General features: G+C 66.3%; 13 protein-coding genes and 1 tRNA gene. 3 read left to right on the top strand and 11 right to left on the bottom strand.

Annotated elements, in window-relative coordinates:
• Positions 1-982 (top strand): AfsR/SARP family transcriptional regulator (locus AC08OO_RS19075; RefSeq protein ID WP_476618831.1); only part of this gene is annotated, 982 nt, incomplete at its 5' end.
• Between the two features lie 64 nt (positions 983-1,046).
• Here AC08OO_RS19075 and AC08OO_RS19070 read toward each other — a convergent pair.
• Positions 1,047-2,363, bottom strand: a complete 1,317-nt coding sequence (locus tag AC08OO_RS19070; RefSeq protein ID WP_236701462.1) for an MFS transporter — start codon at positions 2,361-2,363, stop codon at positions 1,047-1,049.
• 672 nt (positions 2,364-3,035) lie between these two features.
• Between AC08OO_RS19070 and AC08OO_RS19065 the strand changes: the two genes are divergently transcribed.
• Positions 3,036-3,111 (top strand) — tRNA-Arg (locus AC08OO_RS19065).
• On the opposite strand, the gene AC08OO_RS19060 is transcribed toward AC08OO_RS19065, so the two are convergent.
• The 10 genes from AC08OO_RS19060 to AC08OO_RS19015 form a co-directional block, all read right to left on the bottom strand.
• On the bottom strand, positions 3,074-4,801 hold the full coding sequence (locus AC08OO_RS19060) for a recombinase family protein (protein WP_476611030.1): 1,728 nt from the start codon (positions 4,799-4,801) through the stop codon (positions 3,074-3,076). The two genes, AC08OO_RS19065 and AC08OO_RS19060, sit on opposite strands and share 38 nt — an antisense overlap.
• A complete protein-coding gene (locus tag AC08OO_RS19055) occupies positions 4,798-5,280 on the bottom strand; it encodes a recombinase family protein (RefSeq protein WP_476611018.1) in 483 nt (160 codons plus the stop codon). The genes AC08OO_RS19060 and AC08OO_RS19055 overlap by 4 nt, the downstream gene beginning before the upstream one ends.
• Before the next feature lie 234 nt (positions 5,281-5,514).
• Complete coding sequence (locus tag AC08OO_RS19050; protein ID WP_476611019.1) at positions 5,515-5,841, bottom strand: hypothetical protein; 327 nt, start codon at positions 5,839-5,841, stop codon at positions 5,515-5,517.
• Positions 5,842-5,926: 85 nt separating this feature from the next.
• Positions 5,927-6,967 (bottom strand): DNA-methyltransferase, encoded by a 1,041-nt coding sequence (locus AC08OO_RS19045; protein ID WP_476611020.1) that lies wholly within the window; start codon positions 6,965-6,967, stop codon positions 5,927-5,929.
• Complete coding sequence (locus AC08OO_RS19040; protein WP_476611021.1) at positions 6,964-7,713, bottom strand: replication-relaxation family protein; 750 nt, start codon at positions 7,711-7,713, stop codon at positions 6,964-6,966. Before AC08OO_RS19040 ends, AC08OO_RS19045 begins: the two co-directional genes overlap by 4 nt.
• 151 nt (positions 7,714-7,864) lie before the next feature.
• Positions 7,865-9,976, bottom strand: coding sequence for a type IV secretion system DNA-binding domain-containing protein (locus AC08OO_RS19035; protein ID WP_476611022.1), 2,112 nt, complete (start codon positions 9,974-9,976; stop codon positions 7,865-7,867).
• A 160-nt stretch (positions 9,977-10,136) separates the two neighbouring features.
• A complete protein-coding gene (locus AC08OO_RS19030) occupies positions 10,137-10,286 on the bottom strand; it encodes a hypothetical protein (protein WP_476611023.1) in 150 nt (49 codons plus the stop codon).
• Positions 10,287-10,469: 183 nt separating this feature from the next.
• Entirely contained in the window at positions 10,470-10,658 is a 189-nt protein-coding gene (locus tag AC08OO_RS19025) for a hypothetical protein (RefSeq protein WP_476611024.1), read from the bottom strand.
• 158 nt (positions 10,659-10,816) lie between these two features.
• Positions 10,817-11,014: a hypothetical protein gene (locus AC08OO_RS19020; RefSeq protein WP_476611025.1), complete on the bottom strand. Its 198-nt coding sequence runs from the start codon at positions 11,012-11,014 to the stop codon at positions 10,817-10,819.
• 347 nt (positions 11,015-11,361) lie between these two features.
• Positions 11,362-11,700: a hypothetical protein gene (locus AC08OO_RS19015; protein ID WP_476611026.1), complete on the bottom strand. Its 339-nt coding sequence runs from the start codon at positions 11,698-11,700 to the stop codon at positions 11,362-11,364.
• Between the two features lie 442 nt (positions 11,701-12,142).
• Between AC08OO_RS19015 and AC08OO_RS19010 the strand changes: the two genes are divergently transcribed.
• Positions 12,143-12,460 carry a hypothetical protein gene (locus AC08OO_RS19010; RefSeq protein ID WP_476611027.1) on the top strand — a complete coding sequence of 106 codons (318 nt, stop codon included), beginning with the start codon at positions 12,143-12,145 and terminating at the stop codon, positions 12,458-12,460.
• The last annotated feature ends 174 nt before the right edge of the window (positions 12,461-12,634 follow it).

The raw sequence follows: 12,634 nt of genomic DNA, 5'->3' as shown, positions 1-12,634 counted from the left end.
GTACCGGACCGCGATCCCACCCCGGCCGCCGATCCCGCCTCCGAACGAACGGCTGGCGGCGGACGCGCACCGTGCACCGCCTCAGACTGCTCGGGCGCGCTACGCCGACGGAGATACCACCGTCCCGGATGTCGGCGTTTCACGGCCCCCGATGGGGACGCCCGGGGCGGCGCCACAGCGTGTGCCGCTCGAAACCACGCCGCCCGCCGATCCCACCGCGCCCGCCGAGGCGCAGGTCCGGATTCTCGGACTGCCCACCGTCGAGGGTCCCGGGCGACCACCCGCCGAGCGCATCGACCTGTTGACCGAGGTCATCGTCTACCTCGCGCTGCACCGGGAAGGCGTGGGCAGTCGGCTCCTCGCCGAGGAGATCTGGCCATCCGACACCACGGAGGAGATCGCCGACGCCGCGTTGACCGAAGCGCGCCAGTGGCTGGGGACCGATGCCAGCGGCTTGCCTCGGATCATGATCGGCCCGGATGGCCGGTGGTGGCTGAGTCCGGATGTGCGCTGCGACTGGGAACTCTTCGTGGCCTACACCCACCGGGCCGGTCTGCCGGGCAGCGACGCCGAGGCGGATCTGACGACAGCCCTGCGGATGGTCAGCGGTCCCCTGTGGACGGATCTGCCTGCCGGGCGGTACCGCTGGGCGACCACCGGGCCAATCGCCCGAAGCACCCGGGCGGGCGTGGTCGACGTGGCGCATCGCCTCGCCCAGCTGACGTTGGACTTCGGTGACACGATGACGGCGATGGCGGCCTGCCGCACCGGGCTACGGGCCGTGCCGACCTCCGAAGTGCTCTGGCGGGACCTGCTGCGCACGGTCGCCGCACGGGGTGATCGCCGGACTCTGCAGGCTGTGGCAACGGAGATGTACCGAACTATCGGTGTCGGCGGGGTGCGTCGCGGCGGGCGGGCCGAGGCCGAGACGGACGCACTGGTGCAGACCCTGCTGCCCGGATTCCGTCGCGGCCGGCGGTAGTGCCCGTTTCCGCTCCCGGGGCAGCCGGCAGAGGACCCGGCCTGATGGCTGGTCGCCGGTGACGCTAGCCGACCTCGGGGATCTTGGGTACCCCGGAGATCTCCGAGGTACCGGGGTCCGCAGTGAACTCGGCAGCCGCAGCAGGAGAATCGGGACCGCGCAGCGCCGACGCGCAAACCGTGATCGCAACGAGCAGGACGAACACGACGACCATGGCGAACTGCAGGCCCGCCAGCTCGGCGAGCCCACCGATGAGAGCCGGCCCGCACAACCATCCGACATACCCGACCGTGCCGACCACGGCGATGGAGCTGCCCGTCGAAGATCCAAGCCGCCCCGTCGCGGAGAACACCGCGGGCAGCACGCAGGCGGTGCCGACGCCGAGCGTTCCGAATCCGACGATTCCCCCGACCGTGCCGAACGCCGAGGAACCGAGCGCAAGCATGAGCGCGAATCCCACCATCGCGGTCACGGCGAGGCCGCGGACCGTTCGGGTCGGGCCGAACCGTGCCATGGCGCGGTCCCCGAACAGGCGCACGACGAACATGCAGGAGGTGAAGGCCACAAAGCCGATACCCGCGATTCCGACGGCCGCTCCGGCCACATCGGTGAGGTAGACGGCGCTCCAGTCCGCTGCCACACCTTCGCAGAGGAAACTACCGAAGGCGATGACGCACAGTGCGACGAACGGCCGGGCACGGCTGCCGGTGCCGACGGGACCCCGGGGCATCGCTCTGTCGCTGTCCCCGTCCCAGCCATCTCGCCCGTCCCCCGGCGCGACTTCCGGTGCAGCGCCGTCGGGCAGCATCCAGGCCGTGGCGGGTAGGGCGGCAGCGAGACCCAACCCGCCGAGCACCGCGAACTGCACGCCGATCGGGACACTCAGAGCGGCCGCCGCCGAACCGATCCCGGCCCCGGACAGGGCACCCGCCGTCCACGCCGCATGGGCGGAGGTCATGATCGGCCGCTGGTAGCAGCGCTCAATCCCCACGGCCTGGGTGTTCAGGGAGATGTCGAGGCAGCTGCTGGTCGCCCCCCACAGGGCGAGCAGGGCGAACAGAGACCAGGGTCCCTCGACGAGCGGGACCAGAAGACCGGTGGCGCAGTAGGCGGGCAAACCTGCTCGCACCATGGTGATGCTGCCGTAGCGGGTGACCGCCAGACCGATCAGCCACAGTGTCAGAACCGCCCCGATCGGGGCGCCGAGCAGGGTCAGACCGAGCTGCCCGTCGCCGAGTTCGAGCCCCTCCTTGATTTGCGGTATACGCGGCGCCCAGCTCGCAAGCAGCAGAGCCAGCAGGAACAGCGAGCTCATCGTCGCCGCCCGGGCACGGAACAGTACTTGGGCATCGAAGGGCTGGCTCCGAGTCGCGCGGCGCACGCCGCCCGGATCCATCAGGATGATCTCCAGCCGTCGATCTTCATGATGCGCACGCCGCGAGGAGAATTACCCTGCGCCCCGGATCGTTACGCATCATTGCTCCATGCGACGATACCCGATAAGATCGAACAACGCTCTGGCGGCATCCAATTATGCTTCGACAGATCTAATTACGATACATAAAATCTAATTAAGTTACATAAATCCAATTATGATCGACGACACCCGATGACATCCCGATGTCACTATGAGGACCGCTCGACCATGAGGACCTCTCGGCAGCGGGCGCGAACGTGCCCGCCCGATCGGGCACGATGGCGTTCCCGCGGCCGTCGCGTCGGATACTGGCGGGGTGCGTCTGGTCATGCTCTCGGACACGCACCTCACCGGTGCGGGCACGCGAACTGCCCGCCGAGGCGGAGGATCGCCGGCTCAGGGAAGTCGTACTGCGCCGCCTCCCGCCGCGGCGGACGGTCAGCGGTTGACCGTCCGCCGCGCGCCCCACCGGCAACTCCTCCTGCCGGTGCCGCAGCTGCCGATTCGACGATGACCCCACATCTGCCCACACAATAAGCACATGATGAACTACGGAAAGCTACATCCCCCTCGGGGGATCGGTGCCACCCGTCGGGTGCTGTAAGCTGGCACCGCCGGCCACCACGGTGGCAGATCGCGCTCGTAGCTCAACGGACAGAGCATCTGACTACGGATCAGAAGGTTGGGGGTTCGAGTCCCTCCGAGCGCACCAAATAGATCTCTCTCGAACCCCGGCCAAGATCGGCCGTGGCGTCCGGCCCACCAGGGCCACCGCCACGGGCACCTTGGCCGGGGTTTGTGCCGTTCCGGATTAACCGGGCCTGTAGCACCGGATCAAGCAGGGTTGCCATCGGCTCGTGCAGGGCGGCATCCGTCACGATCACCTCATCGTCGACCACGCTCACCAAGAGCCGCTCGAAGAAGAAGCGGTTGGCCAATCGCCGCACCTGGGGGCCGCCCGCCCGGTACACCTCGCTGGCCTGGCCCACCAGTTCCAAGGTCAGGCGCAAGGTCTCCTCGATGTCGTCGTACATCGTGGCGGCAGTGCGCAAGGTGGCTTCGGCCTGCCGCAGCTCTGTGGCGATCCGGGCCTGTTCCTCATGGGCCAAGTCCTCCGGAATGGAGCCGGTCACTACCCCACGGGCCAGCCGTCGCCGCTCGTCGGCCAGCTCGGTGACACGGCGCTTGGCCCGGGCCACCTCCGGCGCGGCATGGGCCTGCTGGTGCTGGATTTCCGCCCGCACGCCTTCCCGGATCGCCTCTTGGACCTCATCGGTGATGTATACCGTCTTCCAATACCGCTCTACGGCCTCCTCCACCGCGTCCGCCAGCATGTAGGAGGCGGCGCAATCGGTACGTCGGGTCTGGCGCCCAAGACAGTAGAAATAGAGGTACTGGCCCTTGGCGTTGGTGAGACTCAGGCGTTCGCCGCAGGTACCGCAATATACAGTGCTCTTGAGATAGTGGGTGTGTACCCGCCGCTTCTCTCCGGCGACGTTGTGCAGGGCGAGCATCTCCTGTACTCGGTTAAACAGGGCTTCGGAGATCAGCGGCTCATGGCGGCCCTCGTATTCAATGCCCTTGAAAGTCACCTTGCCGATGTAGTAGCGGTTATTCAGCACCCGCGATACATGAGAGATGGCCAGCGGCCCCGGTAGCTTCTTCCCGTGCGGCAACGCCTTGAGGCCCCGTTCGGCCAATGCGTCTGTCAGCTGCCGCAAGGTCCACTCTCCGGTGGCGTACATCTCGAAGGCCCACCGGACATGCGGCGCGCGCTCCGGATCAATGATGACAATTGCCACCTCCCGGCCCTCGATACGCTGGCGAGTGTTCAGGTAGCCAACCGGCGCCCGCCCTGGTGTCCCACCAACTTTCGCCTTCTGGGTCATCCCCTTCAGGGCTTCGGTCGCCAGGTTGCGGGAGTAGAATTCCGCGATCCCGGCCATAATCGCGTGGAGCAGCTGCCCGCCGGGCGTCTCGTCAATGTTTTCCTTGACGCTCACCAGTGCCGCGCCCACGGACTTCAGCTCAAACATGATGTTGGCGTCGTCCCGCCGGTTGCGGGCGAAGCGGTCTACCTTGTCCAAGATGACGTAGTCGATGTCACCCTGCTGTTTGACGAAGGCTAGCATCTTTTGAAATTCTTTCCGGTCGGCGGTCTTGGCCGACTCGCCCCGGTCAACAAACTCCGCGACGACTTCGGCGTCAAGGCTGGCGGCTTTGCGTTCGCAGGCCTCGCGCTGGGCGGGCAGGGAGTAACCATCAGGATCATCGTCGCGGCCAACCTGCTTAAGCGTGGATACCCGCAAGTAGATCACGGCCCGCTTGCTCCGCCCAGTACCAACCAGCAATCCGGCCGGAGCCAATGGCGGCGCAACTACTCCCGCGACCTCAGTTATCATCCTGCCCTCCGGTTTCGGTACGGTTCCGCCACCGCGTTTTTCACCTGTGCCTCGAAACGTTCCGCGGGCGTGACAGCCTGATCGTCGGCCGCGCCCTCAGCCTCACGGGCCGCAGCCGTAACCTGCTCGGCCGAAATTACCTGCACCGCTCGATAGTGCGTCAACACACGTAGCGAGTTGTTTCGCATGGCGTTGACTCCCAGCACCCGGAAGGAGGCCGCGATAATGTAGCCAATATCGGTGCTTCCCGCTACCAGGCTCAGCATAGAACGCAAGGCCGGACGGTTCCGGAAAGCCTGAGAACCTTGATCCGCGTACACCCACACCACGGTCATGCCCAGGTGACGCGCCACCTGCTCGCAGGCCTGGCGCTGTCGCTCAAGGGATTTTTTGCCGCCCGCCCCTTTGGAGGCCGTGCGCAGGTAGATTACCGCATTTGGACGGTCAACATGCCGTTCATTCTCACGCACCTTTTCCATAAGTACTCCTTTCTTTAAAGGTCATTCCTCTCATTTTTCGAGAAACGGCCAGTTTTTCCGGCCCATCCTATTTCATTTCTCGCCCGAAATCCCCGTTATTCTTCCAGGAATTGACGCAGGTTCGGACGCCCTTTTTCAGCTTTGCACAGCCAAAAACAAGGTGTTGGGAGCCGGGGGAAGTACGCGAATGCGCACCTCCCCCGACCCATTGTGCGACGTAGTCTTTCGGCTACCTCACTTGGTGCCCCGCGGGCGGCGTCCCGTGGGTTCGTCGGACTCCAGCCCTGGCAAGGGCATAGACTCCGGCCGCAGCAGGGCCTCTACAGCCTGCCGGGCGGCTGCCGCCTGGGCTTCGGCTTCGGCGATCACCGCCTGAGCCTTCTCCGCGAAGTCCGGCGCGGAGCGCTTGGCCTCGACGTAGAACTCGGCGGCGGCCAATAGCGCCGCTCCCATGGTGGAGCCGTCCACCCGCACGATCAGCTCAAGCTGCGCGTGCAGGGCATTCGGCAATTTCACCGCCAGGGTCTTGTGACCTCCGGGCCGGTCTTTCGGTTCCGTCACGGAAACCTCCTCGGTGCGGGTGCGGCCGCTCATCCCTTTGGATGAGGACTTCGGCCGCACGACACCGGGGAGGGATCACGCGGTTTTAGACGGGGCAGGCGGCTGGTTCTCCCGGCTGGCCGCAGGCGCCCCGGATGCGTTTTTCGGCCAGCCGCACATAGTCCGGATTCAGCTCGACCCCCAGCCAATCCCGGCCGTTCTGGCAGGCCACTGCTCCCACCGTTCCCGTGCCGAAGAACGGATCAAGCACCACGCCCGGTACGGTTGGGGCCTCGCAGTTGCATCGGATGAAGTCACCGGCCTCCCGCACGGTTGCGCTTTCCTGCTCCTTCGCATTCCATATCTGCCGCACGGTGTAGCGCCGTTTCCAGCCCTGGCCGCACGCAGTACAGACAGCCTCGGGACAGGTCGCCAAGAGCGGGCGTTTTATGAGGCCCGGCGGGAAGGTGGCGAAGTGCGCTCCCCGGAAATTTCCCGCCGCGTGCTGCCACACGTCGCCGGGATTCTTCCCCAGCGGATGGCCGGGCTGCCCTTCGGGCCGTTCTCGCCGTAGGCCTTCGTTCCCGGCTGCCAACGGCCCCCGGTAGGTCGGCCTCGCGTAGTCGGCCTTGGCCGCCTTCTTGCCCCCGCCGGAGCGGTGAGGCTCCCGGATGGCGTCCAGGTCGAAGAAATACTTGGGGCTGCGGGCCAGGAAGTACACCACTTCATAGGTGAGGGTCAGGCGGTCAGAGATCGACGAGGGCATGGGGTTTGTCTTGGCCCAGATGACCTTGTTTCGGACAATCCAGCCGTCGGCCGAGAGCGCCAGCACCAACCGCTCCGGCGCCAAGAGCAGCCCCTTGGGCGGCGCCCCGTACTTGGGGTGTCTCGAAAAACTGTCGCCCAGGTTCAGCCACACGCTGCCCGTGGGCTTGATGACCCGGGCCAGCTGGCGGAAGACCGGCACCAGGCCCGCTACCCAGTCGTCCACGGTAGCCTCAAGGCCTAGTTGATCATCAACCCCGTAATCCCTCAGGGCGTAGTACGGCGGACTGCTAATCACGGTGTCCACCGAAGCGTCGGGCAGCTCTGCCAGGCGGGTGGCCGCGTCCCCGGTCAAGATGATGTTGCGGGGTAGCTCGTTCATTCGGCTGCCCCCTGCACCAGACGATCAACAGCCTGGCCGAAGGTCGCCACCGCAAACAGCTGCCAGGTATCGGCGGGCAGCCGCCCCAGCACCGCCAGCAGTTGTTCCCGCCGGGCCTCATCCGGTACCAGCCACAGCACCCGGGGGAAGACCTCGCCTTCCCGTCCGGACTGCCAGTAGCGGATGTAAACTTCCGCCTTCTTCTTGATCGTTGGCAGCGATTCCGTGGCCCGGTCTACCTCCACCATCCAGGTGTCCTCGTACCGGCCGAGCCGCAAGCGCGCCCGCGCATCCGGCTTGAGCACCATCCGCCCGGCGGGGCCGGAGAAGCTGCGCCAGCTGGCCGGTTCCGCCTGGAAGCTCGTCACCGCCAGCCGTCCGGCGGCCTCGCCCTCGCGCAAGGCGGTGTACAGCTCCGTCACCGCCAGCGAGTGCGCCAGAAACAAGGAACCCACTGGCCAGGGTCGCTGCCACCGCGACCGCTCCGGGTCCAAGATGCGCAAGGCCGCCACGTCCAGCACATAAACGAAGCCCGCCGACCCTGCCCGTACGCCCCCGATCCGCCGGGGCAGCCGCGCCAGCAGCCGCCGCGCCACCATCGAGGCCAAGACCTCCCGGCTCCGCCGCGCCGACACATCCGCCAGATGCAGCCGCACCAGTTGTGCCCCGGTGGCCACGCGCACCACGGCGAGGGTGGAAAGAAGTTCTCGCTCCCGAGGCGTGATGGTGGCCGCCAGGGCAGCCACCTGCCGGGAGGTGACATACGCCCGGCTCATGAGTTCACCCCGCAATGGAGCCAGGGAGTCGTCTGCACTTTTGGCCTGGAACCCACCCCCAGCCTGGGGAAACACGGGAGGCAGCTCCACGCGACCGGCATAGCGGCCGGAAGTCCCCGCCTCATTCGGACACCTCCCGGCGGCCAACCCGTCCAACCGGTCTGCGGCCCTCATGCCGCTGCCGTATGGCTGCTTCCACCTCGTCCCGGTCTCGCCCGAAGCGCTCCCGCGAAGCGGCCCGCACGATGTTGGCCTGGCCCGTGCCCGGAGGCGGCGGCAAGGTCACGCCGGTAGCAGGTGGGGCCACCCGAGAACCTGCCGACAGCGACACCACCACCTCATACGCCCCCAGTCCTTGCAGGTCTGCCGCCCCCAGGTGCGGCGCCAACTCCTTGGCGAGCCGCCCCGCGTCGGAGGCGGCAGCCGCGAAGATCACCCGTGAGCGGGCGTTGGCCAGCACCGCTTCCCGCAGTTCCGGCGACAGCTGCCCGAGGTGTTGATGGGCCAGGGTCAGCCCGAGTCCCAGGCCCCGGGCCTGCGCCAGCACATCCGCCACGCCCATCGGGAGGTTCAAAAAATCTTGAAACTCGTCGAGATAGAGGAAGGTTGTCGGCCGTCGTTCCGGCGCCACCGCGGCCCGGCCCTGCACCGCCTGCCAGACGCGGGCAACCACCAACGACCCGACGAGGGCGGCGGCTTCCTCCCCCAGCACGCCCTTGGTGAGAGGTACGAGCACGATCCGCCGAGCAGCCAAGGCCTCGGCCAGATCCAGCTTCGGCGCAGCCTGCCCCAGCACATTGCGCACCCGGCGGCGCAGCAGAAATGCTCTCAATTTATTCATAACAGGACCAATCGCCTGGGCACGCTCCGCGTCGCTCATCGCTTCGTAGGCAGCCCAGAAGGGGCCAAGGGCCACCGGGTCATCCACCTTGGCCACCAGCCGCCGCCGGAAATTGGCATCCGTCAGCAAGAGCGGGACTTCGGTCAGGGTCATCCCCGGTTCAGCCGCCAGGGTCAAAAGGGCAGCACGGAGGATGTCGTCGGTGCGCGGCCCCCAAAACGCCTTGTAGAGCTGGTGGAAGATGCCGACGATCTGGTCGGCAGCCAGTTCCGGCGCGCGGTGGCTGCCAGACAACAGGTTCAGGCCAACGGGTCGGCTCTCATCTGCTGGGTCGAGCACCACCACATCGCCCCGGCGCTTCTCCGGCACCCGGTCGAGGACATCCGCCACCAGGTCGCCCTTGGGATCGAGGACGATCACCCCGCGCCCGGCCTGCATATCGCCAGTAATCATCCCTAGCAGCAATGTAGATTTCCCGGTACCTGTCGGCCCCACTACATGTACATGCCGTAGTGAGTCCGTGACCGAAAGCGCCAAGGATCGCTGCACCCCGGGGAAGGTCGACCGCGCCACAATCCGCGGACCGCTTGGGATGTCGGCGGATGGAGCCAACTGCCGGGTGCCGCCCAGCCGCAGGCCGGGAAGCATCACGTTCCCTAGCGGGAAGGCCACGAGCGCCGCCAGCTCTGCGGTGTTCAGCACCAGCGGAAAGGTCACCACCGGCAAACGGTGGGCTGACATGTCTCCGGCTACCCGGCTCCGCCCGATCCGGCGGCGGTAGAAGCTCACGCCGGGGGCGTGAACCGTGTGCATGGCGGCGTTCACGCGGCCGATGAGCTGCCCGGCCCGCCCATCAGAGCTGGCAGCGGCTCCGATCCGTCCAGCCGCGACCCACATCGCCCCGGACTGCTTGGCCCGCAGCTCCTTCGCCGCCGCAGTGCTCACGGGCGGCCCCGACACCAGCCGCTCTACCAGCTGCCCGATGAACCCAGCAGAACCGGGCCCACTCTCCACCACCGGCCGTGTGGGCCGGGCGGGCATCACGGCCCACTGCATGACCAGTCGTTCCCCGGCGGCCAGTGGTTGGAGGCTGGCCAAGATTGCGGCTGTTACGGCCTCCGGGCGGCTCGTGTCCAGGGGGCGGCGCAAGGTGGACAGGCCCAGGCTTTCTGCCCGGGCCAGCCGCGGGGCCTCATACCCGGCGTCTTCGGTCACTGCTACATCCGGCATCGCGGCCCGGATGGCGGACAGCACCACAGCCGCATCCCGCCGGGGTACCAGCAGGTGATGGGCGATGCCTGCCGCCGTCGCCGACACCTCGATTACCACCCCGCGCACCGCCCAAGCCCGCCGCCACCATGGCGCGGCCAGCCCGGACAGGCTGGTCAGCATCGCCGTCACCGCCAACGGCTCCATCCCCCGGGGGAACCGCAGGGCGTACACCGCCAGGTCTTGGCGCCAAGCGGCCTCCTCCCGCATCCGCAAGAGCACAATCCCCGCCACCCCTGCGGCTACCACCACGCAGAACACGAAGCAGGCCCAGAAAATAAGCTCAAGCTCCATCGGCTGCCTCCGGCTGCGTATCCGGCGTCTGTCGCCGCTGCTCCTGCATCTGCCGGGCCAGCGCAATCAGCGCCAACACATACAGCCCGACCTCTGGTTTCTTCCGGGGAATCCCGGCAACATGAATGCGACGAACCATACACACCCTCCTTGCATGGTTAATGATTGAAGATCCCCGAATTTTGGGCGCATCGAAGAATGCCCCTGAGGCCCGGCGACCAGCCGTCCACGACCACGCATAGTTATAGCCTGTGCGGCCTGGCACTTCCGCAGGTAAAGTGCTAAATATCTATGCGAATAAATACCGAACACCTGGAACAACTCACAGGTGCGTCCGCCACCGCAAGATAACGAGGGCCACGAGGCTCATCACGAGCACCAGCACGAGGGCGGGCAGGGCCGCCGAGACAAACCCGGCGGCCATCTTCACCCCGAAGCAGATCGCCACGACGAGCGCCAGCGTCTCGGCCAGACCGCGCCCCGCACGATGGACAGCGCGACGGCGAGACATGGCGGCAATGGCCACTCCCGCAGTTCCGGCAGCACCAACCCTCCCGCACCACCGAGGCCAGCGCCGACCCCACAAATCGCCTGGTCGTGGCTTCCGCCTCGCCCGCATCCAAGGCGGGATGATCTTCGTCTTGGGGCTCATGGGGCATCTCGCCCGCCTCAGCCACGGCGGCGCCGCCGGGTCTCGGCTCCAGTGGGCGCCACCGGCGCCCCGGCCGCCACGGCGTAGAGCATCACCACCGCCCGGGCCACGATCCATACGAGCAACACCGTGTGCAGCGGCGCCAGCACCCACCACGCCACCTTGATGACGAGCAGCACCCCCAGCACTCCGGCCAGGCCTGCGGCAACTCCCACCGCCACGCCCCTACCGGCCCCGCCGGGAATTTTTACGGATTTCACGGCCCACCTCCAATTTGAGAAATCGAGAAAGAAAAATGATCATCAATAGATGGAGGCGGTACCAGGCCGCCTCCCGCAGGTGAGTGCGCAGACGGGGGATGCGTTCCCGCAGGGCGTGGTACGCCAGAGTCAGATACCACCCGGTGGAGAAAGCCAGTGAAATACTGACCACCCACCCGAGCCACGAGGACGCCACGGCGTTGATCACGGCTTGCGCCGGATTTCGCGCCAGGACTTCGGGGCCATCCACGCGGCCAGGCCGAGGAAGTAGAGCACGGCCAGGACTTCGGCGACAGTGTCGGTCACGAGCGGGTTTCGTACCGGGCCAGAATCTCCAGCAGGCCAAGCTGGTGCATCTCCTCCAGTTTGCGCAAGGCCAGCTCCAGCCCCGGCTTTCCCGCCGACAGCGCCGAGATCAGGGCATCCGCCTGGGTGAACTCCCGTCCCACAGCCCGGTACAGTTCCCCGCCTCCGGCCGTCCGCATCTGGGCCTTCATCAGTGCCAGGTCTTCCGCCAGGCCGATCACGCGAGCCCGGACAAGAGCTTCCCCTTCCACCTCCCGCAGGCGGCGGGCAAGCGCCCGGCCTTGGACGGTGAAGCGGTCCAGGCCGGAAGGGCGATAAGGTTCGACTTCGTTCATGGCGGTAACGCTGCCAGCGGACGGCGATTACAGCTAGTAGCAGGTTGGGCGGATGAGCTTGCTGGCTACCCTGACCTTTGGCGGCTTGGCGCGCATCGCTTTACCCACAGTCTCGCGGCGTGCTAAACAGGAGTCGCGCTAGGGCATGGCGGGAAAAACCCGAAAGTTACTATCCTCGAACACAAATTCATAGGCAGAAGACATCACGGCAAGAAAGAAATCATGTGCGTGTCCACTTGCGGAGCCAAGTGAGCTGTATGTGCACCACCGCCGGTATTTTCCCTAGCGCCGGTGGGAGAAGGAGTTCCCATTGTATCCCGACACTAGCGTGCTCCAGCTAGTGGATGAACTTACTAGATTGGTGGCCTATGGAGTAAACAGACAGAGAGGTGCAGCCAGTCCCAACCTCGTGCGGGCTTCGGGCGTAGCCGCAGGCAGCCGGATGAGTGTCACGGCTCGCGCGGTGAGAGCACTGCTTCTTGAAGCCATAGATCACATGGCCGCCAAGGAGTACAGTATTCCTAACATCCCCGAGGTTTTCTCGGTCCAGCAGGTGCAGCAAGGTATGAAGTTCCTGTTGGGGCTATTTGGGAAGCTGGACGAGCGGAATGAGCCAGCCGATGACCGAAGGTTCCAAGCCCTCGGTGCCCTTGGCTTGACTCATCTCACGGTTCGCGAGTGGCGGCGCTCCGAGAAACAGTACGAGCGTAACTTCCTCATGATCTTGGCGGAGGAAATCGCGGCCAACGTCACCGCGTAAGACGAGGCTGGTAGTGGCGGCCGTTCACAAGCAGCCGCCGCTACCATCATGTCTGGCTCAGGCCTGCGAACACCCTTCTACGCAGAACAGCCCGCCAACTCTGAGTGGGCGTTCTGCACGCTTTCGTCGGGCCTCAGCTTGAGTTGATCTCTGGGGTGGCCGGTGGGTCGGGCC

The organism is Frankia sp. CeCAU1 (genome assembly GCF_977971845.1).
The sequence above is the reverse complement of the archived record's forward strand: the minus strand, read 5'-3'. Positions and strand labels throughout refer to the sequence as shown.

Excerpts from the sequence above, each read along its gene's own strand:
- AC08OO_RS19035 (WP_476611022.1), bottom strand. The coding sequence starts at position 9,976 with ATGCTGACCAGCCTGTCCGGGCTGGCCGCGCCATGGTGGCGGCGGGCT.
- AC08OO_RS19015 (WP_476611026.1), bottom strand. The coding sequence starts at position 11,700 with ATGAACGAAGTCGAACCTTATCGCCCTTCCGGCCTGGACCGCTTCACC.
- AC08OO_RS19060 (WP_476611030.1), bottom strand. The coding sequence starts at position 4,801 with ATGATAACTGAGGTCGCGGGAGTAGTTGCGCCGCCATTGGCTCCGGCC.
- AC08OO_RS19030 (WP_476611023.1), bottom strand. The coding sequence starts at position 10,286 with ATGGTTCGTCGCATTCATGTTGCCGGGATTCCCCGGAAGAAACCAGAG.
- AC08OO_RS19055 (WP_476611018.1), bottom strand. The coding sequence starts at position 5,280 with ATGGAAAAGGTGCGTGAGAATGAACGGCATGTTGACCGTCCAAATGCG.
- AC08OO_RS19045 (WP_476611020.1), bottom strand. The coding sequence starts at position 6,967 with ATGAACGAGCTACCCCGCAACATCATCTTGACCGGGGACGCGGCCACC.
- AC08OO_RS19010 (WP_476611027.1), top strand. The coding sequence starts at position 12,143 with ATGAGTGTCACGGCTCGCGCGGTGAGAGCACTGCTTCTTGAAGCCATA.
- AC08OO_RS19025 (WP_476611024.1), bottom strand. The coding sequence starts at position 10,658 with ATGTCTCGCCGTCGCGCTGTCCATCGTGCGGGGCGCGGTCTGGCCGAG.